This is a genomic window from Streptomyces malachitofuscus (assembly GCF_055571035.1).
Genome location: NZ_JBVIGA010000016.1, coordinates 37355 through 63147 on the forward strand (window position 1 = coordinate 37355; position 25793 = coordinate 63147).

Sequence of the window (25793 nt, forward strand, 5' to 3'; positions counted from 1 at the left end):
GTTCCGGGGCGCGCAGGCGCGCCCCGGGACCGCTTCTGCCGGGTGATGTGACATCCCATCCGGCGACTCCTCAAGGGGGAGAAGGACGTGCGCAGAAAAGTGAGAAGGGCATGCGGGGCCACGGTCGCGGGGGCGGCCGCCGTGGCGCTCACGGCGGGCATGGCCGGCCCGGCGTCGGCCGACGGGAAGCAGCGGACGGCCACCGCTTCGCAGGTGCCGTCGAAGGCGGGCGCCGCGAAAGGGCCGTCGCTGAAGACGAAGCACCACATCACGCTGATCACGGGTGACCGGGTCGCGGTGGACGCCAAGGGCCGTGTGGTGGGCTTGGAGCGGGGGAAGGGGCGGGAACACGTGCCCTTCCATGTCCGCAGGGTCGACGGGCACACGCTGGTGATCCCGGCGGACGCGGCCCGGCTGATCGCGACCGGCAAGGTCGACCGGCGGCTGTTCGACATCACCGAGTTGAACAAGTCCGCGATGCGTGACTCCCACAAGCGGGGCCCGAGGGCCATCGTCGGCTACCGGGGTTCCGCGAAGACCGCCAAGGCGGATGTCCGGGAGGCGGGTGATCTGCGCCGTTCCCTGACAGCCTTGAACGCGGACGCGGTGCAGACCTCGCACAAGGACGCCTCCGATCTGTGGGAGGCCGTCACCGATGGTGACAAGACCGCCTCCGGTGTCGCCCATGTGTGGCTGGACGGGGTCCGCAAGGCCTCTCTCGACACGTCCGTGGCGCAGATCGGCACGCCGAAGGCGTGGGCGGCCGGCTACGACGGCAAGGGCGTCAAGATCGCCGTCCTGGACACCGGCGTCGACGCCACCCACCCGGACCTCAAGGGCCAGGTGGCCGCGTCCAGGAACTTCACCTCCGCGCCCACGGCCGGCGACAGGTACGGCCACGGCACCCATGTCGCGTCCATCGCGGCAGGTACGGGCGCCAAGTCCAAGGGCAGATACAAGGGTGTCGCGCCCGGCGCGAAGATCCTCAACGGCAAGGTGCTGAGCGACGACGGCTCCGGTGACGACTCCGGCATCCTCGCCGGGATGGAGTGGGCGGCCGCGCAGGGCGCCGACGTCATCAACATGAGCCTGGGCGGCACCGACACCCCCGGCATCGATGCGCTGGAAGAGGCGGTCAACCGGCTCTCGGCCGAGAAGGGCGTGCTGTTCGCCATCGCGGCCGGCAACGACGGCCCGCAGTCGATCGGTTCGCCCGGCAGCGCGGACGCCGCCCTCACCGTCGGCGCCGTCGACGACAAGGACGCGCTCGCCGACTTCTCCTCCACCGGCCCCCGCACCGGAGACGGCGGTCTGAAGCCGGACGTCACCGCTCCCGGCGTCGACATCACGGCCGCCTCGGCCGACGGCAACCTGATCGTCGGGGAGGTGGGCGAGGAGCCGGATGGCTACATGACCATCTCGGGTACGTCGATGGCGACCCCGCACGTGGCGGGCGCGGCGGCGATCCTGAAGCAGCAGCACCCGCAGTGGAAGCACACCGAGCTGAAGAGCGCGCTCACCGGCTCCACCAAGGCAGGCGCGTACACGGCGTTCGAGCAGGGTTCGGGCCGGATCCAGGTCGACCGGGCGATCACACAGACGGTGATCGCCGAGCCCGGCTCGCTGGGCTTCGGGCTCCAGCAGTGGCCGCACACCGACGACAAGCCGGTCACCAAGCAGCTCACCTACCGCAACCTGGGCACCGAGGACGTCACCCTGAAGCTGACGTCGACCGCCACGAACCCCAAGGGCAAGGCGGCCCCGGCCGGCTTCTTCACGCTGGGCGCCACCACCGTCACGGTCCCGGCGGGCGGCAAGGCCTCCGTGGACGTCACCGTCGACACCCGCCTCGGCGACACGGTCGACGGCGCCTACTCGGCCTACGTGGTCGCCACCGGCGGCGGGCAGACCGTGCGCACGGCCGCCGCGGTGGAACGCGAGGTCGAGTCGTACGACGTGACGGTGAAGGTCCTCGGCCGTGACGGCAAGCCGACCGGCAACCACTGGTCGACCCTGGCCGCCACGACGGGTACCGCCACGGGCAAGGTTTTCGACCTCCACGACTCCGACGGCACTGTCACGCTGCGGGTTCCCAAGGGCGACTACTTCCTGGACTCCGGTGTCTTCCTCGGTCCGGCCGAGGACTACAAGCGTCTCGACTGGCTCGCCCAGCCGAAGGTGAGCGTCACCAGGAACACCTCGGTCACACTGGACGCCCGCAAGGCCAAGCCGGTGGACATCACCGTGCCGGACAAGAAGGCCACGCCGTTGTTCGCCTCGGTCGACTACGACCTGAAGACGAAGGACTCGTCCTACAGCGGCGGCTGGTTGCTCGAGTCGTACAACGGCTTCGCTTCCGCGCACGTGGGTCCGCGGCTCCCCAAGGGCGTCCTCACCCAGCAGTGGGACGCGCACTGGTACAAGGGCGACGAGGAGCAGTACAGCATCACCACGGTCTCCGGGGTCGACAGGCTCGCCACCGGCTACACCCGGCACTACAAGGCGAGTGACCTGGCCACGGTGAAGGTCAGCATGGGCGCGCCCGCCCCGGGCAAGAAGGGTGTGTTCGACGCACGGTACGTGTTGCCCGGTGGCATCTCCTGGTCGTCGATCGGTGTCCCGCAGCGGCTGCCCGGCACCCACACCCTGCACCTGTCCACCTCGGACAAGGTCACATGGAACATCGACTTCGCGCAGGAGGACCACAGGCAGGAGGGCCCGCCGGACCTCGACACCGTCTACCTCATCGGTGAGGGGAAGACCTATAAGGGCGGCAAGACCTACAGGGAGACCGTGAACACGGCGGTCTTCGGCCCGAGTCTCACCAAGGACGACGGTGTTTTCCGCAACGGCAACAAGATCTACGGCTCTCTGTATCTCTTCTCGGACGGCAAAGGCCACCTCGGGGACTCGGTGACGAGTTCGGCCGTCACCAGTCTCTACCGCAACGGCAAAAAGATCGGCTCGTACGACGGCACTCCGAACGGCCTTGACGAGTTCGAGGTTCCGCCGGGTGACGCCTCGTACAGGCTGACCACTTCGGTCAAGCGGAGCGCCAAGGTCGCCGCCGCGTCCACGCGGATCGACGCGAGCTGGACCTTCCGCTCCAAGAAGACCGCCGACCTCAAGCAGCTTCCGGCCTCCACGGTCCGCTTCCTCGCGGCCACGGGCCTGGACAGCAAGGTGACGGCCGGCAAAAAGGCCACGATCCCGGTCTCCGTGGAGGGCGCCGCCCAGGGTAAGAACCTCAAGTCCCTGTCGGTGTACGTGTCCTACGACTACGGCAAGACCTGGAAGAAGACCACGGTCAAGAAGGGGAAGATCACTGTCAAGAACCCGGCGAGGGGGAAGGCGATCTCCTTCCGCGCCGAGGTCACGGACAAAAAGAACAACACGTCGACGGTCTCCGTCTACAACGCCTACTACGGCAAGTAGACCGTGAGCGGATGGCCCGCCGGAGGTCCCTCCCGGCGGGCCATCCGCATGGCTGGGTACGTCAGCGGATCTCTGATCCCGCCCGCCCGCTGGTCCTGTGACGGCATCCACGACGCGTGGATGCCGCGCATACAGAGAGAGAAACATGTCAGAAATGTTGCGCCATCAAGCATGGCGGTTCAGATGGGTCGCTGTCCTGGCAGGCATTCTGGCCTGCGGATCCCTCCTGATCTCACCCGCACCCCAGGCCAAGGCAGTCGAGGACGGATTCACCAGTTCCGCTTCCGGGACCGATATGGCCCAGATATGGCTGAAAGGCGTGGACGGCAGGCCAGACCAGTACGCCTGCTCAGGGGTCGTCACCGGCACGCACTGGATCCTCACCGCCGCACACTGTTTCAAATTCGCTCCGTACTACGAGTTCTTCGTACGGGTGGGCTCCACCACGCTGGGTGCGGGCAACAGGCACAACGTTGTCTCAGTTAAGTTCCGTCATGACCTGGCGGTTCTGGAGACTGCGCCGACGGAAGGGCACTTGAATACCCAAGGACACCCCTACGCGAAGCTGGCGCCGAACAAGAAGGTGAGGTTCAAAAGCCAACTTGAGTCCTACGGCTGGGGTAAGACCTGCGCGTCCTGCACCGCTTCCCCCGTCCTCAAGGGCGCGTACACCAAGGTGACCGACAACGAAGAAGGACTCAAGGACAGCGCGGGCGGTCCCGCTTACAAGATCCGAGCGCTCAAGGCCAGGCTGCGGGAGGGGGACTCCGGCGGGCCGTCCGGGTACTGGGGCAGCCCTCGGGTCCGAGTGGTCACGGGTGTCCTCTCGCAGAGCGTTACTGACTCGAACCGCCCGGCCGACGCGTACATATCCCCGACATACGACAACCCGCTGTGCGGGTCCCAGCGCAACTGTGTGCACGACTGGCTGCAGCAGGAAGCCCGCATGAAGGTGTACGAGCCCCATGACGAGTTGAAGCGGGCCATTCGCGTCATGGCACTGGGGTCCTCGAGCACCTGGGGTGAAGGCAGCTCCGACGGCAATGGCTACCGGGACACTGTCGACCGGGGACTGCAACAGATCGCCGACCGCAATGCGGGGAAGACCGGCGAGCACAGGGTCTCGCCGTCCCTCGCCGAGGCGGGGACCCAGGACGACAAGGACGCCACACCCGAAGTGGACTGGGTGGGGTCGGTCCGGGTGGGGACGATGCCTGACCGGGAGACCGAGGGCTGGCGTGGTTACCGGATCAACGAGATCGCCGGCAAGGCGAGCTGCTCCGTCCCGCTCTACCTCCCCAATGTCGTCACCGTCCTCGCGGGCGGGAACGACGCCATCCAGGACTACCAGATGGACGGCGCCATCAACCGGCTGGAAGCGCTCATCGATCAGGTCACCACCGACGTCCCGGGCGCCACCGTGCTGGTGGCGGGACTACAGCCCTTCCACGATCCCGCCAGGAACGCCCGCGGCGAGAAGTTCACCGCCCAGATCCCGGCGCTGGTGGACCGGTTCGTACAGCGTGGCCTGTCCGTGGTCTACACCGACATCTCCCACCTGGAACCTTCCGACATCCACACCTCCGACGGCATTCACCCCACCGACGAGGGCTACGACAAGATCGGCGCGGCGTTTGTGAAGGCCGCCAACAAGGCCAACGATCAGGGGTGGATCCTGGAACCGTTGGAACAGGACGGCGAAGCGGTGTCCGACGCCTGCCCGACGCGAGACGACGGTCCCGGCGGCACCGGAGGTACTGGTGACAACGGCGGCAGCAAGCTGGGGCCGGGCTGGAAGGACCACGGTGTCATCCAGTCCCAGCAGTTCCCCTCTACCAACCGGTTCTGGATGGTGGATATCAACAAGGACCGCAAGGCCGAGTTCGTGACGGTCGATCAGCACCAGAACTTCCGTTTCTGGTGGAACGGCGGCCCCTCCGGCAAGGGCTGGGTGCCCTTCGTCGAAGGCAAGAATTCCTACAAGCCCCCCACTGGAGTGGTGGGTAACCAGTTGCGCTTCGCCGACCTGGACGGTGACGACTTCCCCGACTGTGTGTCGGTCGACCTGACAGGCAGGTTGCAGGTTTATACCTGGAAGGCCGACAACCCAGTCGGTGCGCGGATGTGCGCGAACAAGTACGAAGGGGTGGCCAGTGTCTTCGACAAGGGATCGGCCGGTAAGTCCCTGACGATCGACCCTGCCACCAAAATCCGGTTCGCCGACGTCACAGGAGGAGGCCGGGACGACTACCTGCTGATCGAGCCGGACGGCACGACCACCGCCTGGTACAACCGTGACTTCCGGAACGGCGACGGCCGCACGTGGTTGGACTGGACCTCCCCCCAGAACATCAGCGGCGCCCTGCAGAACCCCCGGGAGATCAGATACGCCGACATCAACGGGGACAAGCGCGACGACCGGATCCTGATCACCGCCAACGGCGGCGCCAGGGCCTGGATCAACGAAGGGCCAAGGGGCTCGGGCGGAACGTACCGGGACATCGGCAAGATCGCTGGTGACACTGGCCTTCCTCCGAAGGATATCCAGTTCGCCGACGTCGACGGAGACGGCAAGGACGACTTCGTGAGGATCGGCTGGACCGGCGTCACCCACGCCTGGCTCAATGCTCTCCCCGCGAACTACTTCACCACCTTCCACCCGTGACGCAGGGCTGACTGGCTGTCCCCCTCCCCCATCCGTGCGGGTGATCGGCCGGCTGCTCGGGTCCACCGGGACGCCTGAGCTGCAGACGTCGAAGGCGGTGGACGCCCGGCTCATCGATGAACTGGTGGGCCGGGCCCAGGCCGAGGGGCTGCATCTGACGCGAGAGCGGGCCGATGCAGCATCTGACCAAGCGGCTGCCCGAGTCCGCGATCGAGGGCTCTCCCGTGCCGCGGCCGGCAAGCGGACGTACACGGCGGTGGCCGCGGAGCTCGGCATCACGGCAAGTCGCTGTGGACGTGGGTCCGAAGGACGGGCCCTGGCCGTGCCCGGACGCCGTGAAGCGGGTGGGGGGCGAGGGCCAGGAGCCGGCGCGGCCGCGGGACGGAGAGCGCCCTGCTCGAGGCCGAGAATCCGGGGCGCCTCCTCCGCGCGGCCCGGGCCGGGCCGCGCCCGGTGAGGCTGTGGGCAGTCAGTCCTCCGCCGCCCTCGCCTGGCCCGGCCGGCTCATGGACGGACCGGTGCCGTTCTGCGGGCCGTCACAATGTCGCCCCATCGTTCGGCGAAGGAGCCCCACAGCGCGCGCAACCTTTCCTCCTCGCCTGCCACATGGGCGACCACCGAGGACGGGTCGAGGCCGAGTGCTCTCAGCGGGCCCACGTCGGAGGTACCCCAGCCCGCGATGTCGTCGGCCAGCACCTCGGGGTGGAACTGGACACCCCATACGGAGGTTCCCATGCGGTAGGCCTGGTGCGCGCAGCGTGCGCTGGTGAGAAGGGGGACGGCGCCCTCGGGCAGGACCGCGGTCTCCTCCCAGTGCCACTGCACGGCGCACGGGGGCGTGTCCAACCGCGTGAGAGGGGCGAAGAGTTCGTCCCTCGACGCGGGCAGCAGAGGAGTCAGCTCGCACAGGCCCACCTCCGGCCGCTCGGAGTACCGGACCGTGCCTCCGCAGGCCACCGTGAGCAGTTCCATGCCGAGGCAGATGCCCAGGGTCGGCATGTCCCGGGCGACGGCCTGGCGCAGCAGGTCGCCGGCCGCGGACAGCCAAGGGGCCTGTTCCTCGTCGTAGGGGCCCATGGAACCGCCGAGGACCAGGAGTCCGTCGTAGTCGTCCGGCGTCAGGGGAAGCAGGTCACCCGCCCAGGGGCGGCGTATGACGAGGTCCAGTCCCCGCGCGGTGAGGCGTTCGCCGACCTGGGCCGGGCCCGTACCGTTCTCGTGCTCCACGACGAGCACCCGGGGCGCGCTCACAGCCGCCCGGCCTCGACGATGCGGCGCAGGAAGGCGCGGGTGCGTTCCTCCTGCGGGTCGCCGAAGATCTGCTCGGGCGGGCCTTCCTCCAGCAGGACGCCTTGATGCAGGAAGCACACTTTGTGCGACACCTCCCGGGCGAAGCCCATTTCGTGGGTGGCCAGCAGCATGGTCATGCCGCTGTCGGCGAGTTCGCGGACGATGTCGAGGACCTCGGCGACCAGTTCGGGGTCGAGAGCCGAGGTGATCTCGTCGAGGAGCAGGGCACGCGGCTGGGTGGCCAGTGCGCGGACGATGGCCACCCTCTGCTGCTGTCCCCCGGAGAGCTGGTCGGGCATGCGCTCGGCCTTGTCGGCGAGGCCGACGCGGGCGAGGAGCGTGCGGGCCCGTTCCTCCGCCTCGGCTCGGGGTACTCCGGCCACCCGCATCGGGGCGAGCGCGACATTGCGTACGACGTTCATGTGCGGGAAGAGGTTGAAGTGCTGGAACACCATGCCGACGTCGCGGCGCAGCCGGTTCACGTCGGTGCCGCGGCCCGACGCGGTCTCGCCGCCGACCCGTATCTCGCCGGCGCTGATGTCCTCCAGCCCGTTGACGCACCGCAGCAGTGTCGACTTGCCGCTGCCGGAGGCACCGATCAGAGTCACCACCTGGTGCTGTTCGACGTCCAGGTCGATGCCGCGCAGGACCGGGGTGGTGCCGTAGCTCTTGTGTACGGCGTCGATTTCGATGAAGGGCATGTCAGGCTCCCTTGCCGCGGCGCTGTTCCCGGGCGATGAGCCGGTCGACGAACCGGGCCTGGGGGATCGTGATGAGGATGAAGAGGGCCGCGACCACGGTGACCGAGGAGAGGTTGAAGTGGTTCGACGCGAAGATCTTCGACTGGTTGAAGGCGTCGATGGTGCCGATGATGTTCACCAGGGCGGTGTCCTTCTGCAGACTGATGAAGTCGTTGAGCAGGGGCGGGACGACGCGGCGGGTGGCCTGGGGCAGTACGACGTGGCGCATGGTGGCGCTCTGCGAGAGGCCCAGGGAGCGGGCCGCCGCGGTCTGGCCTGGGGCGATGGACTCGATGCCGGCCCGGAACACCTCGGCGACGTACGCGCCGTAGGTGAGGGTGAGAGCGAGGATCGCGAACCAGACCGGGCTGAGTGAACTGAGGAGCGGCACTTCGGCGAGCGGCAGCCCGAAGCCGATCAGGTAGATGATGATGATCGCCGGGATGGCGCGGAAGCCGTCGATGTAAGTGGTCGCGAGCAGCCGCAGCGGGCGGCCGGCCCGGCCCGGCGCCATCCGGGCCAACGCGAGCGTCAGTCCCCAGGCGAGGATCAGGATCTGGGCGACGACGGCGATGAAGAGATTGGTGCCGAAGGCGGACACGATCTCCCGGAAGCTCAGTTCGATGACCGAGCCGTCGAAGAAGGTGCGCTGGACCGCGCGGTCGTTGGTGGTCAGGAACCAGACGGCACCGAGCAGCACCAGCGCGGCCAGACACCAGCCGAGGGTGGTCCAGGCGTCCTCTCGGGCTTCGGAGGCGGCCCGGCGGGCGTCGGCGGGCCGCTGTTCCTTCCAGGCCGCGGTGGCGGTACGGGCCGAGCTCACCGCTCGCGCCGCGGGCCGGAGCAGGGTGAGCAGCGCGGCGGTCACCACGGCGGCGCCGGTGACCGCCGCCGCGGTGGGCAGCACCCGTCCGGCGGCCGCGGCGGTGACGCCGGTCAGCACCACGGTGATCAGGACGCCCGCCAGCGCGACGGCGGCGAGCGGCAGGGCCGGCGGGGGCGGTGTGCTCTTCGCCGGTTCCTTCTGCCCGGTGGTCAACGGGCTTGCGGTCAGCGTCACTTGGCGCTCCAGAGCGGGATGGCCTCGGGGTCGCCGCCGAAGGCCTTGGTGAGGTAGGTGGAGGCGAGGCCGGCGAGGGTGCCGTCCTTCTTCATCTCCTCGATGGCTCCGTCCAGGGCGGCGGCGTTCTCGCTGCCCTTGGGGTAGAGGGCTCCGTAGGACTCGCCGGTGTCGTACTGGCCGATCACCTCGAGCTTGCCCTTGGACTCCTTGGCCTTGCCGAGCATGATCGCGACGTCGGTGAGGGCGGCGTCGATCTGGCCGGCCTGGACGGCGGCCTGCAGCTCGACGTCACCGGCGAACACCTTCGGCGCCTTCTCCGGACGCAGCTTGTCGCGGACGAAGTCGGCCCCCGTGGTGCCCTGTTTCACGCCGAGTTGGAGGCCGGTGATGGTGTCCTGGGTGGCCTTGGAGCCGGACTTCACCAGGACGCCGATGTTGGAGGCGAAGTAAGGGGCGGAGAAGTCGACGACCTTGCGGCGTTCGTCGGTGATGGATATCTCCGCGAGGGCCAGGTCGAAATCGTTGCTCTTGCCGGCGACCAGCGCGTCGAAGGACACGTTGCGCACGGTGAGCTTGGGCAGACCGGCCCGGTAGGCGAGGGTCGCGGCCATGCAGTACTCGTAGCCGTTGTCGATCTGGCGGACGGTGTCGCCGTTCCACCAGCCGGGACTGGGCAGGTCACCGACGACGGTGAGGGTGTCCTTCTCGACGGTCTTCAGGTCGATCGAGCCGCGCTCGCCGGTCACCTCGCACTCGCCGTAGGTGCGCTTCCCCTTGGAGTCGGTGGTGTGGGACGTGGAGTCTCCGCCGGCGGACGCGGAGCCGCCGCAGGCGGTGAGGGCCGCCAGCAGCACGGCGCTGAGTGCGGGGACGGCGAGGGTACGGAGGGTGCGCATGGCGCTCCTAGGGACGTGGCCGGAAACCATTGGTGCGCTACAGTGCCCAAAACGTTTTGGGTCCGTCAATAGCCCGAGCACAGGGAGACCAAAACGTTTTGGGCACAGCGGGTCGGGCACGATGTCCGACGGACCGCGCGGGAGCGTGGCACCGGGGCCGCTCCGGCCGCCGACAAGGGGAGGGCGACACAGGCATGTCCAGCCGTGAGGACGCGACACGAACGACCGGCCGCGCACCGGCATCCGCCAGGGGGGCGGGGCGGCGCGTCGGCATCCGCGACGTGGCGGAGGCGACCGGCCTGTCCATCACGACCGTGTCGCACGCCCTGCGCGGCAAGGGCCAGATCGCCCCGGCCACCCGCGAACGGGTGCGCCGCGCCGCGGCCGAACTCGGCTACCGGCCCGACCCCGTCGCCCGGGGCCTGGTCTCCGGTCGGACCGGCATCCTGGGCCTTGTCGTCGGCCACATGGCGGACCTCCCCTGGGCCAGCACCTACCGGCCCTACTACGCAGCCTTCTCGGCGGGCGCCACCATGGCGGCCGTGGAGCGCGACTACGCGCTCGTCGCCGTCCCCGGCGACCCGGCCTCGGGACTGTGGGCACGCGTCCCCATGGACGGGATGATCATCGTCGACCCCGTACGTGAGGATCCGCTGCTCGCCGACTGCGCCCGGCGCGGCATGCCCGTGGTCACGGACGGCCGCCCCATCGACCCGGGGTACGAGGACGTCCCCACGGTGGAGAGCGACCTGGAGCACGGCATGGCGGCGATTCTCGGCCACCTACGGGAGGCCGGCGCCGCCCGGGTCGGCCTGCTCTCCGGCCCCGAACCCGACGCGTACACCCAGGACTGTGAGCGTCTCTACCGCCAGTGGTGCGCCACGGCCGGCCAGGCCCCCCTCGTCGAGACCCCCGCCGTCACGGAGGACCCCGTCGAAGCGGCTCTGCGCATGCTGTCCGCCCCGGACCGGCCCGACGCCGTGCACGGACTCAACGAGACCTACGGGCAAGCCCTCATCGTCGCGGCCCGGCGACTGGGCCTCACCGTCCCCGGCGACCTCATGATCAGCGTGATGCGGGCGAGCGACCAGGCGGCCGGGACCACCGACTGGGAGGTCCCCCTGACCGCGCTCAGCCTCGACGCCCGCCGCCTGGGCGCCGAATGCGTAGCGGCGCTCATCGACGTTCTCGACGGCAAGGACCCGGGCAACTCGGTCGTCCCGTGCACCGTGCTCGTACGCGGTTCCACACGCCGTGCCGAGCCGAGCACCAGGTGAGCGCGTCCCGAGCGCTCTCACCCAGGGGCATCGTCTCCTTGGTGCCGTTGCGGTGACGCGACCGGTCACAGGGCGAGTTCCCCACCTGAACCGGCTGCGCGCGACCTGAACAAGAGTCGATCACTGCAGTCGGACCTGGGCCGCCCCGCCCAGGTCGATGCCGCGCACACGAGCGGCCGTCGACGACCTGATGCGGCCGCTCCTCGCCCGAGCAGGATGCCAGACGCGCCGGCACATACCTCCGTCGGCTCATAGCCGCTGTCGGAGGGATACCGATCACACCTCTGTGCCGCGTTCGGCCATTGCGCTGAAGGCGAGTACGTGATGGCTGCTGGAAGACCATGAAAGGCTCGGATATCCGCAGCCAGGCCACTTCCCAGGCATGAGCGCGGGCCGGGCGCAGGCGGTCCGGTAGACGTTCGTCGACGGCGGCCGGCAGCCGCCAGGCAGTCGGTGTCGCTGCTGCAGTCGTCGCCGTGGTCGTGCTCGACGCGAACCGGCGCCCTGGTCGCGCAGGACAGTCCGGTCCGCGATCGCTTCGCCGCCGTCCGCCACCGTCACCGCGAGGTCGGCGGCGATCCGGCACGGGACACGACCCGCGCCGCGTGGCCGGAGCAGTTGCGACACGGTGGAGTACGCGCTGGTCAGTCCGGTGGCATCGGGCGTGACCGGCGGACTTCTGCAACCGGCGGTGATCGCCCGGCAGCGGTCAGGTGGCCCCGCGGTATGACGCACTGCCCGCTCCGTCCCGGGCACCCGTATGTCGTTTGTGCCGGCCGCCAGGTCGCTGACACCGGCGCGGCCGCGGGCGAGGCGGTCGGTCGTGCGGTGCGGGAGGGCCGGGCAAGGAAGCGGCAGCGTTTACCCAATGACCGTTGGGCAGTATGGGACCGGTCAGTGCTGTCTCCGGAAGGTCGGCTCGACAGCCTGGATCGTCGGCACGTGCACAACCTCGACTGTCAGTGGGGCGTGTGAGGCTGTCCGAGACCTACCGTGTCAACTATCGGAGTTGAGTATGACGACCCCTTCGACCATGACGGTCGCGGAATGGCGTGCGTTCCTCACCGACTACAACGCCAGGCACATCAACTCGGACGAGATCCGTGAGGCCATCGAGGAGGGTCGGCAGGTCATCAGTGAGGAGCGGCTGGAGGCCGGGTGGGCCGGTGCCGAACCGGCTGGCGAGGAAGCGATCGTGGCCGCCGAGGAGCGGCTCGGGGTGAGGCTTCCTCCCTCGTACCGCAACTTCCTCCGGGTCAGCGACGGCTGGGAGAACATCGGGTTCGTCGACCTTTTCCAGGTCGGGGACATCGGCTGGTTCACCGACCTGTGTGCCGACCTCATGGAAGCATGGTCGGAGCTGGAAGTCTTCGGGGAGTATTTCCCCATGCTCAAGCGCTCCCTGCTGATCGGCGACGACGACGGCGGTAGTGGCTGCTACTGGCTGCTGCACGCCGACAGCATCGGGGAGAACGGCGAGTGGACCGCGTACGAGTGGTGGCCCGGCGACGGCGACGACCCCGAGCCTTACAGCGACTTCACCGCCATGGCGCGGGAAGCAGTACGGGACTGATGAAGATCTTGGTGAGGGGCTGTCCGGCCGGAGGCCGGGCAGCCCCTCCGGTCATTCGGTGGCCATGCCGAGGTGCCAGGTGTTGTTGTGGGTGAGGTCGAGGTTGATCAGGCGGCGGAGATTGAGGGCGGCGGCCCGGTTGTGGAGCCAGGTGTGGTTCGGGCGGGTGCCGCGCTAACGCACGCGCCGGTTCCGGTGGACGAGCCAGGCGACAGCCCGTTCAACCGGTGGCCGTCGGCCCCTCCCACATCAGCAACGCTGCCGTGCTCGTCGCTCCATCTTCCCTCCTGTCCGTACCCCCGGGCACGTCACCCCGCTTGTTCACCGGTGTGGTCAGGGAGGTGCCGGCGGATGGGCTGCTCCAGGCGCTTGCGCGGGTGCCCGACCCGCGTGATCCGGGTGTCCGATGCCGACTGGCCACGCTGCTTGCGATCGGGGTGTGCGCGATGACGGCAGCCCACCTACGCGGCTCGATGCGTCTCCACGTCCTGTCCGATGATGACCGATCGGACAAACACACCGATCAACGGAATCCCTGCCCGAAGGCGCCGAGGGCCACTCTCACCGTCAGCCGGAGGCAGCCTTCCCCCGCGTCAAGGGCTCGGCCCTCAGCCGCCGTTCCGCTGACCCTGGCCCTCGACGCCCGGCCGGATGGCAGACCACATCATCATCACGTCGCACCAGGCCATGACCTGATCAGGTGGGGCGCCGTCCATGGGGGCCCACACCTCACGGTGGCTGCCGGGGCCCCCTTTGCCGTTATGTGCCTTCTCGCACGGGAACCGTTGCCACTGACACCGGAGGCTGGCACGTTTCCGCCCAGCGTCGGTTCGGCCCTGCGCCCCGACGTCGGTCTGCGGAGAAGGACGGACTCATGCGAAGACTGGGACCGCTTGGCGTAATTGTCATGTCCATAGCAATCATGCCGGGCCCGGCACCGTACGCGGCGCAGGCAGCGCCCGGCGGCCGGGGCGGCGAGATGCTCACGCACCTGGCAGCCGGACGGGACGGTGAGAGGCTGATCCGCGTCGGTACCACCGCGGGTCCGCGTGGGCTGACCTACCACGCCTACCAGCGGACCTATCGGGAATTACCCGTGGTGGGCGGCGACTTCGTGGCCGTCACCGACGCCTCCGGCAACCTGATGGGCACCCCCCTGCACGGCAGACCACCCATCGACGTCGACGTCACTCCGTACCTCACACCCCGCCGGGCGGCGGCCGCCGCCCGCACGCGCATGCCGGGTGCCGGCAGCGACGCGGTCAACGCCTACTGGAACGGCCACACAGTCAACATCGGCCACACGAAGGACGATCAGCGACAGCTCGCCGAACTCGACGTCGTGGCACATGAGTTCGGACATTACGTCTTCCAGTACACCCCGGGAGGCTTCGACGGCTACACGGAGACGTACGCGTTGAACGAGGCCACGGGCGACAACTTCGGCGCTCTCACCGAGCACTACGCGAACCACCCCTCCGACGAGCCGGACTACGTGTACGCGGAGGAGGCGGACGCCCTGGGACGCGGCCCGGAGCGCATCATGTACGACCCCTCGGCGGGGCCCCGTGACGAGCCGAACTGCTGGTCGCCGAAGATCCCCGACACCGAGGTGCACGACGCCGCGGGACCCGCCAACCGCTGGTTCTACCTGGTCGCCGAGGGATCGGACCCCGGTGGCGACAAGCCGTCCAGCCCCATCTGCGCCGGTGGACCGGCCAGCGTGACGGGCCTGGGTATCCGCACCGCGGGCCGGATCTCGATGACCGCGCTGCTGCAGAAGACGTCCTTCTGGGAGTACGCCGACGCCCGCGTGGCGACCCTGAACGCCGTGACGCAGCTGTACCCCGGTGACTGCGCCCATTTCGACACGGTCAGGGCCGCCTGGTACGCCGTGTCGGTGCCCGCACAGGCTGCCGAGCCCGGCCGCCCCGGCACCTGCGGGGAGCCGGCGGGCTCCTTTTCCCTGGATGTGGTGCCGGGGACGGCCGAGAACGATGCGTGCGGCACGACGAGCAGCACCGTCGTCACGCACACGACGGCGGGAGACCCGCAGACCGTCGGCCTCGCAGCGTCCGGCCTCCCGGTCGGCGTCACGGCGGCGTTCAATCCTCCGTCGGTCGTCTCGGGCAACTCGTCCGTACTGACGGTGTCCACCGCGAAGAGCACGCCCGCGGGGACTCACCGGATCACCGTGACCGACACCGGCTCCGCCGGCAGCCGCACCACCACATCCGACCTGACGGCCCGGCAGTCGGCACCGGACCCCTGCCCTCGGCACGAGACCATCCGCACCGGCACCCTTCCCGCCGGCTTCACCCAGTGCCAACCGCACGGCGGCTTCTTCCGCACAACCGTCTCCGGCACGCACCGGGCCTGCCTGGACAGACCCGACGACACGGACTTCGCCCTCGCCCTGCAGAGGTGGAGCGGCCGGTCGTGGACCGTGGTGGCCGAGGCCACGGGAGCGGACACCACACTCACCCACTCCGATCAGGCCGGCCACTACCGCCACCGGACCCAGGCACGGTCGGACGGCGGCGACTACAGCCTCGGCTACGGCAGTCCGTGACAGGCAACCGACGAACAGGACCCTCCCCCAGCACCGTCTTCGAAAGGACATCCCCCATGAGACAACGCCTCGTCGCGCTGGCCGGCACCCTGGCCCTGGCGCTGGGCACCCTGACCGCCGCCTCCGGTACCGCCCTCGCGGGCACCGACGCGCCATCGACCGCACCGCACACCCGCACTCCGCCCGGCACGACGGCCGCGGGGGCGAACAGCCAGGCTCCGGAGATCCCGGCCGAGAACATCATGGAGCACCTGAGTGCCTTTCAGCGGATCGCCGACGCCAACGGCGGCAACCGCGCCCACGGCCGGCCCGGTTTCAAGGCCTCCGCCGACTACGTCAAGGAGAAGCTCGACGCGGCCGGGTTCACCACCTCGCTCCAGTCCTTCACCTACCGCGGGGCCACCGGCTGGAACGTCGTCGCGGAATGGCCGCACGGCGACCCGGACGACGTGGTGTTCGCCGGCGCCCATCTGGACGGGGTGACGGCCGGTCCGGGGATCAACGACAACGGCTCGGGCTCAGCAGCCGTCCTGGAGACCGCACTCGCGGTGTCCCGGGCCGGTCTGCGGCCCGACAAGCGGCTGCGATTCGGCTGGTGGGGTGCGGAGGAACTGGGCCTGATCGGCTCCCGCCACTACGCCGACGGACTGGGCGCGGCCGAACGCGACAAGATCGACATCTACCTCAACTTCGACATGGTCGGCCAGAAGAGCACCACGAGGTGGGGTGTCTACAGCCACACGCCGGCCGTGAGCACGGTCTTCAAGGAGTACTTCGCCGGCCGCGACATCGGAACGTACGACATCAGATGGGACGGAAGTTCCGACCACTCCTCCTTCACCCGCCACGGCGTTCCGGTCGGCGGCATCGGATCCTCCGACGACCCGTGCTACCACTCCGCGTGCGACACCATAGACAACGTCGGCCCACGGGCCATGGGCATCGCCACCAACGCCATCGCGCACACGGTCTGGGAACTGGCCGGTGAGGGCGACGCCCCGGCGCGGGACTTCTCCGTGGAGGCGGACCCGCGGGCAGGGTCCACCGACCCGGGCGGCCGGACCACCGCCACCGTCAGGACCACGACCACCGCAGGTGATCCCCAGCAGGCCGGGCTGACCGCCACCGGCCTGCCCACCGGCACCACCGCGGCATTCAGCCCGGACACCGTCACCACAGGCCAGAACAGCACCCTCACCGTCGCGACCACGGCCGCGACCCCGCCCGGCACCTACCCGATCACCCTCACCGCCACCGGGTCGCACACCACCCGCAGCACCACCTACACGCTCACCGTCAACGGCGGCACACCCGGCGCCTGCGCGGACGCCGAGACCGTCAAGGGCGGCACGCTGACAAGTGGTTCGAGCGCCTACCAGCCGGACGGGTCCTACTTCCGCACCACGGTCACCGGCACCCACGAGGCCTGCCTCGACGGACCCGACAACACCGACTACGACCTCTACCTGCAGAAGTGGAGCGGCTCGGGCTGGACCACCGTCGCAGGCGGAACCACACCCCAGGCCGACGAGACCCTCACCTACACAGGAAGCGCGGGCTACTACCGCTACCGCATCCACGCCTACAGCGGCAACGGCACCTACACCCTCGGCTACAACGCCCCCTGACCGGCTGCCCCTCGATTCCCCTCCCCTGGCCGCGGCGGCCCTCCGCATCAGGAGGGCACAGCCCGGCGTCATCAGAACGTCAGAAAGGAAGTTCCCCATGTCCGAATACTCCAGACGCCGCCGGTACGGCGCCGTCACCGCCCTCGCGGCCTTACTGGTGCTCGCACCGACACCGGCCGGCGCAGCCGTCTCGCCCGAACCGGCGGCGCCGACAGGCCGCATCACCGGTACCGCCGGCCCGACCGCGATTTCGGGCTCCTACGTCGTCGTCTTCCGCGACGGCGCAGTCACAGCCTCGGGCACCGCGGACCGTGCGCTGCGCCTGGCCACCGAATACGGCGGCACGGTGACGAACACCTACCGCACCGCCCTGCGCGGGTTCAGCGTGCGCATGTCGGAGACGGAGGCCCGCCGCCTGGCCGCCGATCCGGCGGTCGCCTACGTGGAGCGGGACCGCAGGGCGAGCATCTCCGGCACCCAGTCCCCGACGCCGTCCTGGGGCCTGGACCGCGTCGACCAGCGTGCCCTTCCGCTGGACGACTCGTACACGTACCCCAACTCCGGTGACGGAGTACGGGCGTACATCCTCGACACCGGGGTGCGTGCGAGCCACACGGACTTCGGGGGCAGAGTCGTACCCGGCAGAGACATCGTCGACGACGACGACGATCCCAGCGACTGCCACGGACACGGCACACACGTGGCCGGGACGGTCGCCGGAAGGGCCCATGGCCTCGCCAAGAACGCCACCGTCGTCGGTGTGCGCATCATGAACTGCGCCGGTTCAGGGGCATGGAGTGATGTGATCGCGGGCATCGACTGGGTCGCCTCCGACCACGACCCGGGCGAGCCTGCCGTAGCGAACATGAGCATCGGCGGCGCCACGATGCAGTCGGTGAACGACGCCGTCACCAGGGCGATCGCGGACGGCGTGACCTTCGTGGTGGCAGCGGGCAACGAGAACACCGACGCCTGCCGTACGTCACCGGCCAGTACGCCGGCGGCCATCACCGTGGGTGCCACGGACCGCACCGACAGGCGCGCCTACTTCTCCAACTACGGCACGTGCCTGGACATCTTCGCGCCCGGGGTGGACATCACCTCCGCCTGGCACACGAGCGACACCGCGACGAAGAGCAACAGCGGTACCTCCATGGCGGCGCCGCACGCGGCGGGGGTGGCCGCTCTGGTGACGGCCGCCAACCCTGCGTACACCCCGCAGCAGGTGCGTGACGCGATGGTCGCCGACGCGACCGACGGAGTCGTGACCGACCCCAAATCCGGCTCACCGAACAAGCTGTTGCACGTGAGCAACGAGGCACCGGCAGAGGACGACTTCTCCGTGTCGCTCTCGCCGAAGGCCGGAGCCACCGATCCGGGTGGATCGGTGAAGGCCACGCTGGCCACCTCCCTCGTGAAGGGCGACCCGGGAAACATCGCCCTCAAGGCGACGGGCCTTCCGGCCGGGGTGACCGCGACGTTCACCCCCGAGACGGTGACGGCGGGTGAGTCCTCCGCTCTCACTCTCGCCACCACCGCCGACACTCTCCCCGGCACCTACCCGGTCACCGTCTCCGCCACCGGCACCAACGGGGACGTCACCCGTACCGCGGTCTTCACGCTGACCGTCAACGGCACCGCTCCGGGCAAGTGCGAGGACGCCGAGACCGTCAGGACCGGCACGCTGACGACCGGTTCCAGTGCCTACCAGCCGGACGGCGCCTACTTCCGCACGACCGTCACCGGCACCCACGAGGCCTGCCTCGACGGACCCGACAACACCGACTACGACCTCTACCTGCAGAAGTGGAGCGGCTCGGGCTGGACCACCGTCGCAGGCGGAACCACACCCCAGGCCGACGAGACCCTCACCTACACAGGAAGCGCGGGCTACTACCGCTACCGCATCCACGCCTACAGCGGCAACGGCACCTACACCCTCGGCTACAACGCCCCCTGAGTGCCCCGCTCCCGGCCTGTTCCGAGCTGCCGTGGGCGGTGTGCCGCAGCTGCCTCCCCGGCACGGCACAGCCCCGCCCCGGCCGGCCGGTCCAGGTGAGCCGGCCGGCCGGGTGAGTGGCCCATGACGGGTGCTCACCTCATGCGGGCGGGGCCGTCGCGGCTCTCGTGGGGCACGGCCCCGCCCGCTCTCCTCACCCACCCCACTTCGCAGGAGGAACGGATGCGATGGCGCATCGCACTACTGTCCACACTCGTCCTGGGGGCGACCGCCCTCGTCGGTCCCGTCGGCTCGGCAGCCGCCGGTCCCGCACCGGACCCCGCGGCAGCCGCCCAGGAACAGTCGGTCCAGTACCGTGTCTCGGGGGCCAAGACGCGTGCGGACCGGACCAGGATCGCCGCCACCGGCGCGGCGGTCGACTTCGTCGAGCACGGAACGATCTACGTCACCGCGACCGGCGCCGAGGTCCAAAGCATCCGCCGCCTGGGGTTCACGGTTGAGCGCGTGCCACCGGCTCCGTCGGACAAATCAACCGGCGGGGCGGCGGGTTTCCCGCCGGCCGACGCCGGATACCACGACTACGCGGAGACCGTGGCCGAGCTCGACCGTATCGCCGACGCGTACCCGGGCCTCGCGCGGAAGTCGGTGGTCGGCAAGTCCCACGAGGGCCGCGACATCGTCGCTCTGAAGATCTCCGACAACGTGGGCACCGACGAGGACGAACCCGAGGTGCTGTTCAACGCCAACATCCATGCCAGGGAACACCTCACCACCGAACAGGCCCTCTACCTGGCCGACCTGTTCACCTCGCGGCACGGCAGCGACACCCGGGTCACGAACGTAGTCGACTCACGGGAGATCTGGATCATCCCGATGCTGAACCCCGACGGCAGCGAGTACGACCACGCCACGGGCTCCTATCGGTCGTGGCGCAAGAACCGGCAGCCCAACGCCGGCACGACGAGCGTGGGCACGGACCTGAACCGGAACTTCGGCTACAAGTGGGGGTGCTGCAACGGATCCAGCGGTTCCCCCTCCAGCGACACCTACCGCGGCTCCGCCCCCTTCTCGGGCACCGAGACCCGGGTCTTGCGCGACTTCGTCCTGTCCCGGCGGGTCGGCGGCGAACAGCAGATCAAGGCCCATATCGACCTCCATTCGTACTCGGAGCTCATCCTCTGGCCGTTCGGCTACACCTACTCCGACACGGACACCGGGCTGACCGCCGACCAGGAGGCCACGTTCCGCACCATCGGGCAGCAGATGGCCGCCACCAACGGGTACACGCCGCAGCAGAGCAGCGACCTGTACATCACCGACGGTGACTCCATCGACTGGATGTGGGGCGCCCAGGGCATCTGGTCGTACGTCTTCGAGTTGTACCCGGCCTCCGCCTACCCGGGGTTCTACCCCCCGGACGAAGTCATCCCCGAGCAGACCGCCCGCAACAAGGAGTCGGTGCTCACCCTGGCCGAGTACGCGGACTGCCCCTACCGGGCGATCGGGAAACAGGACAAGTACTGCGCCGACGCTCCGGCGCACGACTTCTCCGTGGTGGCGGAGCCTTCGGCCGGTTCCACCGATCCCGGGGGCCGGACCACGGCCACCGTCAGGACCGCGACCACCGCGGGTGAGCCGCAACAGACAACCTTGACCGCGGCCGGTCTGCCCGCCGGGGCCACCGCGGCCTTCGAGCCCGAGACCCTGACCACGGGTGAGAGCAGCACTCTGACCGTCACCACCACCGCCGGCACTCCGCCCGGCACCTACCCGGTCACCGTGACCGCCACCGGCGAGCACACCACCCGTACCGCCACCTACATGCTGACCGTCAACGGCACCGCTCCGGGCAAGTGCGAGGACGCCGAGACCGTCAGGACCGGCACGCTGACGACCGGTTCCAGTGCCTACCAGCCGGACGGCGCCTACTTCCGCACGACCGTCACCGGCACCCACGAGGCCTGCCTCGACGGACCCGACAACACCGACTACGACCTCTACCTGCAGAAGTGGAGCGGCTCGGGCTGGACCACCGTCGCAGGCGGAACCACACCCCAGGCCGACGAGACCCTCACCTACACAGGAAGCGCGGGCTACTACCGCTACCGCATCCACGCCTACAGCGGCAACGGCACCTACACCCTCGGCTACAACGCCCCCTGACCGGCTGCCCCCGGGTCGCCCCGGGACCGGAAGCGCCCGGCCGGCTCTCCAGCCGGCCGGGCGCCTCGCTTCCGCCTCGGGACGCGCAGCCGGATCGCGCGTCCCCTCGCATCCCCCGTGGTCGCCGGGGAAGAACGCCACGCAGACGGATCCGAAGACTTACGGACACATGCTTGCCCGACTGTCGCACCAGACGGTGTGGACCGGGGTCTGCGGGTGCTCCCGGGACCGCTCACATGCGGAGGCCAGGCGTCCTGCCTGGTCGGTGGTCATCCGGGGGGCGGCCCTCACCCTGGAGCCTGTCGTCCCGCGCCCGGCGGGCATCCTCCGGACCCTTACCGGACACTCGGCGGCGTCCATGCAGGCGGTGTTCAGCCTCGCGCCATCGGACGGCCAGCACGGCTGAGGAACATGCGGGCTGATCGCATTCCGCTATCCGGTCCGTGGAGCCCTGATGAGCACAGAGGGACAGAGAAGTCGTCACCCATTCCCGCACAGGCGCGTAGTGCTGCGTGCCGCGGTTGCCGCACCGGCCGCCGCCGTGGCCGCCGGAATGGACGCCTCCCCCGCCGAGGCGGGCGAGGGCGCCGTGGCGTCCGGCGGCCGGTTCGATGCCGACAGCCCGCGGTTCGTGCTGGCAGTGCTGCCCGACACCCAGTACCTCTTCGACGCCGACAGCGCCGATCCCGCGCCGCTACGGGCGACGTTCCGGCACCTCGTGGCCGAGCGGTCGGCAGCCAACATCGCGTTCATGACGCACCTCGGCGACGTCACCGAGCACGGCACCGCGGACGAGATCGAGCTCGCGGCAGACACCTTCGGCGTCCTGCACGGTCGGGTGCCGTACAGCGTGCTCGCGGGCAACCATGACGTCAGGTCGTCCACCGACGACCAGCGGGGCGGATCGGCCTACCTCTCCGCGTTCGGACCCGACCGCTACCGGTCCATGCCGACGTTCGGCGGTGCGTCGCCCGACGGCTACAACAGCTACCACGTCCTGCGGGCCGGCGGGCGACGATGGATCGTCCTCGCCCTCGACTGGCGGGTCTCCGACAAAGGGCTGGAGTGGGCCCAGGGGGTGCTCGATGCCCACCCCAGCCTGCCTACGGTGCTGACCACGCACGACATCGCCTGGTCCGGTGACGACGGCGAGGCCCGGCTGTCCGGCCACGGGCAGCGCCTGTGGGACGGCCTGATCAAGGGCAACGACCAGATTTTCCTGGCGCTGGGCGGACATTACTGGCCCCCCGGCCGAACGGTGCTGATCAACGATGCCGACAACGATGTCCACATCCACGTCACCAACTACCAGGATCGCTACTACGGCGGTGCCGGAATGATCCGCACCTACGGCTTCGACCTGGTGCGCGGAGTCATCGACGTCGAGACGTTCTCGCCGTGGTTCCTCGCCCGGGACCCCGCCGAGCGCTCCCCGCTGGCCGCCGAGACCGTCGAACTCACCGGCCCCGCAGACCGGTTCACGCTCACCGTCGACTTCGACAGGCGGTTCGCCGGCTTCGCCCCCGTCACACCGCCGAAACCCCGGCCCGCCCGAGCCGTGATGCCCCGCGGCACGCTCGCCTACTGGCGCTTCGACTCCTCCGGAACCGACGCGGCGGGGACCCCCGGCGCCACTGTCGCCGACGGCACCGTCGTCAAGGACCTGACCGGTAACGGCAACGACCTGACGGTGCGCCGGCTGCACTCCAGCGGCCCCGACGTGCTGACCTGGTCGGAGGACCACCACCGCGGGCAGCCCGCGCACGCCAGCCTCCGATTCGACGGTGGCCGAAGCCCCGACCGCGGTGCCGTCCTCACCACCGCCGCGCGTGCGGCCCTCAACAGCGAGAAGTTCCTCCGCGGGTACACCATCGAGACCTTCGTCCGGCTGCCCGAGCCGTTCGAGGGCAACCACGACTGGATGGGCATCCTCAGCTGGGAGGGCCGCAACGGCAACGCGGGCAAAACGACGGGCTGGTCACCTCTGGAACCGACGTGCAGCCTCAACCTCTCCCCCGAACGGTTCCTTCAGTTCGTCGTCTACCCGCACCGGCAGGACGCCGACCCCACGTCGTGGAGCCACTCCGTGCCGGCTGGACGCTGGATGCACATCGCCGTCGTCAACGACGGCCGCCGCACGGTGATGTACGTCGAGGGCTCGAAGATCGCCCGCAACCCGGCGCAGGCGTCGACCGGCATCGCCACCCTCGGCAAGCCCTTCGTCCTGGGCGCCACGCAGTTCGACGAGAGGTTCGGGCAGGGGTTCTACGGCTGGATGGGCGACACCCGGATCGTCGGACGGCCCCTGCCCGTCGAAGAATTCCTCACCCTCTCCGGCTGAGCCCCTCGGCGGAGGCTGCCGATGCGGTCGGCCCGGAACCCTGCCGGCAGGGCGTCCCGCCGGCCACGGCCTGTCCGGTGCGGCCGCCCCAGCGATCTCCTGAGTACCCGGCACCGCGAGCAGGTCGGGCAGGCCGACGCTCTCGGTACCGACCGCCAGGGCACACCGGCCGCTGCCCCGGCGGGCGGATATGCACGCACATCGGTGCCGTCCCACTCGCGGACGGAACACTGAACCGGAGCAGGTTCCGGCTTCGGTATGCGCCGAGGAACCGGAGCAGTCCGACCATGGGCCGGTTCGCCTGCGGCGTCGCCGCCCCGCCCCTCGCCGGGCTCCGGCAACCGACGCTTTGTTCTCCCGGTCCGGCGGGCTCCGTTCACGCCGAGTTCAGCGGGCGGCTCGAGAATCGAGCGCACCCAGCATGATCGCATACTTGAACGAAGGACTTCCGGTGAAGGACAACACCATCCAGGACGAGGCCTCCTCGGCCGTCTCCAGACGTCAGCTGGTCAAGTTCGCCGGTGTGGGGGCGACGTTCGTCGCCGCGAGCCCGCTGGCGGCGGCCACGACCGCGGCCGCCGCGGAGGGCGGCCCTGCACGAGGCGGCGGCTCCCGCAGGAGGGCCTGGCGCGCCGGGGACCACCACGTGCACTCCGAGTACAGCGGCGAGTTCGACACCTCCACCACCCCGCCCACCTTCCACAAGGGCGCGGACGCGGTGTACCCGATCGTCACCAACGCGATCATGGCCAAGCACTTCGGCCTCAGCTGGGCCATGTGCACCGACCACGGCGGTCCCACCCACTCGAAGGTGAACCTGGAGCTGGCCTATCCGGACCTGCTGCGCTCGCGCGTGCTGGTGCCCGAGGTCCTGCAGTTCTGGGGCATGGAGTTCGACGCCCCGGCTCTGGACCACCACACGCTGATGATCCCGCACCACGCGAACGAGGCCCAGCAGCTGTTCGAGCTGGAGAGCCGCTTCGCCAAGTACGACGCGTTCCCCACCGACCCCGGCCGCAACACCGAGGCCAAGATGGTCGAGTTTCTGAAGACCGCGAAGGACATGCGGAACAAACCACTGGTCATTGCCCACCACGCGTCCCGCTCGGCCACCGGTCTCGGTGTCTACGGGCAGGACACCCCGCGCGAGTTCCGCAACGGCAACAACGTGGCGCCGGACGTCTACGTGGGCTTCGAAGGGTCTCCGGGGCACCAGGCCGGCCCGCTCGTCGACCGTGCCCGCGGCGGCTACGGCAACCACCCCACGTACGGCGGCTTCGACCAGATGACCGCACGGGTGGGCGGTCTGTGGGACGCGCTGCTGGGCGAGGGGCGCCGTTGGTGGATCACCGCGACGTCGGACTCGCACGTGCACTGGACGCGGGGCGGTTCCGACTTCTGGCCCGGCGAGTACAGCAAGACCCATGTGTACGCCCGGCAGGACTACGCCGACATCATGGACGGGCTCCGCAACGGCCGGATCTGGGTGGGCACCGGGGACCTGATCACCGGACTCGACCTCACCGTCGCCGGCCGGCACCGCAGTGCGGCCACGGGCGAGACGCTCGTCCTCGGCCGCCGTGACCGCGACCAGGTGGACATCGAGATCAGGTTCCGGCCGCTCAAGGGACGCAACGCCAACGGGGACCACCCGGAGGTCCGCCGCGTCGACCTGATCGTCGGACAGGTCACGGGCCCGGGCTCCGACCTCGACTCCGACACCAACCCCACCACGAAGGTGGTGGCACGGTTCGGCCCAGGCGACTGGCGTCGGCAGGGACACGACCAGGTCATCAGGTACACGCTGCGCGACGTCGGGACGGACCTCTACGTCCGGGTGCGCGGCACCAGCACCGACGAGGCCGAGCCGCTCGCCGACGGCCTGGAGAGCCCCTGGGACGACCTGTGGTTCTACTCCAACCCCGTCTTCGTCGAGGTGCGTTGACACCCCGCATCGGAGCGAGCCGGACCCGGTTTCCCTCCGCGGTCCGGCTCGGTGTTCCACGCGTCCCCTGAGGCCTGTCCGGGCGGTCAGGTGACTGCCAGGGGCTCAGGTCGCCGCTGTGGGCATGGCCCGCGCCGTACGGGGGCTGAAATCCGGCACCACCTGCCGCTCACCGTGACCGGCGGCGCCGCGGCCTCCTCCGCGAGAAATCCGCCCGCCGCGGGACATCGGCTCGCGGAAGACGT

General features: G+C 69.6%; 13 protein-coding genes and 1 pseudogene. 10 read left to right on the top strand and 4 right to left on the bottom strand.

Annotated elements, in window-relative coordinates; genetic code table 11:
* Positions 1-87 precede the first annotated feature (87 nt).
* Both ACZ44S_RS23115 and ACZ44S_RS23120 read left to right on the top strand, forming a co-directional pair.
* A complete protein-coding gene (locus tag ACZ44S_RS23115) occupies positions 88-3435 on the top strand; it encodes a S8 family peptidase (protein WP_466931956.1) in 3348 nt (1115 codons plus the stop codon).
* 154 nt (positions 3436-3589) lie between these two features.
* Positions 3590-6100, top strand: coding sequence for a GDSL-type esterase/lipase family protein (locus tag ACZ44S_RS23120; protein ID WP_466931958.1), 2511 nt, complete (start codon positions 3590-3592; stop codon positions 6098-6100).
* A 504-nt stretch (positions 6101-6604) separates the two neighbouring features.
* On the opposite strand, the gene ACZ44S_RS23125 is transcribed toward ACZ44S_RS23120, so the two are convergent.
* The 4 genes from ACZ44S_RS23125 to ACZ44S_RS23140 are packed head-to-tail and all read right to left on the bottom strand — an operon-like array spanning position 6605 to position 10089.
* Positions 6605-7351 carry a type 1 glutamine amidotransferase gene (locus ACZ44S_RS23125; protein WP_466931960.1) on the bottom strand — a complete coding sequence of 249 codons (747 nt, stop codon included), beginning with the start codon at positions 7349-7351 and terminating at the stop codon, positions 6605-6607.
* The gene (locus ACZ44S_RS23130; RefSeq protein WP_037937135.1) at positions 7348-8091 is read right to left on the bottom strand and encodes an amino acid ABC transporter ATP-binding protein; all 744 of its coding nucleotides are present in this window, start codon (positions 8089-8091) and stop codon (positions 7348-7350) included. The genes ACZ44S_RS23125 and ACZ44S_RS23130 overlap by 4 nt, the downstream gene beginning before the upstream one ends.
* A 1-nt stretch (position 8092) precedes the next feature.
* Complete coding sequence (locus ACZ44S_RS23135) at positions 8093-9190, bottom strand: amino acid ABC transporter permease (RefSeq protein WP_466931962.1); 1098 nt, start codon at positions 9188-9190, stop codon at positions 8093-8095.
* Positions 9187-10089 carry an ABC transporter substrate-binding protein gene (locus tag ACZ44S_RS23140; RefSeq protein WP_466931964.1) on the bottom strand — a complete coding sequence of 301 codons (903 nt, stop codon included), beginning with the start codon at positions 10087-10089 and terminating at the stop codon, positions 9187-9189. The genes ACZ44S_RS23135 and ACZ44S_RS23140 overlap by 4 nt, the downstream gene beginning before the upstream one ends.
* Positions 10090-10283: 194 nt before the next feature.
* On the opposite strand from ACZ44S_RS23140, the gene ACZ44S_RS23145 reads away from it, so the two are divergent.
* The 8 genes and pseudogenes from ACZ44S_RS23145 (at position 10284) to ACZ44S_RS23180 (ending at position 25548) form a co-directional block, all read left to right on the top strand.
* On the top strand, positions 10284-11366 hold the full coding sequence (locus ACZ44S_RS23145; protein WP_466931966.1) for a LacI family DNA-binding transcriptional regulator: 1083 nt from the start codon (positions 10284-10286) through the stop codon (positions 11364-11366).
* A gap of 1015 nt (positions 11367-12381) precedes the next feature.
* Positions 12382-12939, top strand: a complete 558-nt coding sequence (locus ACZ44S_RS23150) for an SMI1/KNR4 family protein (RefSeq protein ID WP_466931968.1) — start codon at positions 12382-12384, stop codon at positions 12937-12939.
* A gap of 907 nt (positions 12940-13846) precedes the next feature.
* A complete protein-coding gene (locus ACZ44S_RS23155) occupies positions 13847-15511 on the top strand; it encodes a M4 family metallopeptidase (protein ID WP_466931970.1) in 1665 nt (554 codons plus the stop codon).
* A gap of 56 nt (positions 15512-15567) precedes the next feature.
* Positions 15568-17139, top strand: coding sequence for a M20/M25/M40 family metallo-hydrolase (locus ACZ44S_RS23160; RefSeq protein ID WP_466931972.1), 1572 nt, complete (start codon positions 15568-15570; stop codon positions 17137-17139).
* Between the two features lie 97 nt (positions 17140-17236).
* Positions 17237-19099, top strand: coding sequence for a S8 family serine peptidase (locus tag ACZ44S_RS23165; RefSeq protein ID WP_466931974.1), 1863 nt, complete (start codon positions 17237-17239; stop codon positions 19097-19099).
* A gap of 222 nt (positions 19100-19321) precedes the next feature.
* Positions 19322-20626, top strand: a pseudogene (locus ACZ44S_RS23170) (M14 family metallopeptidase); the annotation flags it as partial.
* Positions 20627-21716: 1090 nt separating this feature from the next.
* Positions 21717-23603 (top strand): LamG-like jellyroll fold domain-containing protein, encoded by a 1887-nt coding sequence (locus ACZ44S_RS23175; protein ID WP_466931976.1) that lies wholly within the window; start codon positions 21717-21719, stop codon positions 23601-23603.
* A gap of 451 nt (positions 23604-24054) precedes the next feature.
* Positions 24055-25548, top strand: a complete 1494-nt coding sequence (locus ACZ44S_RS23180) for a phosphoesterase (protein ID WP_466931978.1) — start codon at positions 24055-24057, stop codon at positions 25546-25548.
* Positions 25549-25793: the final 245 nt, after the last annotated feature.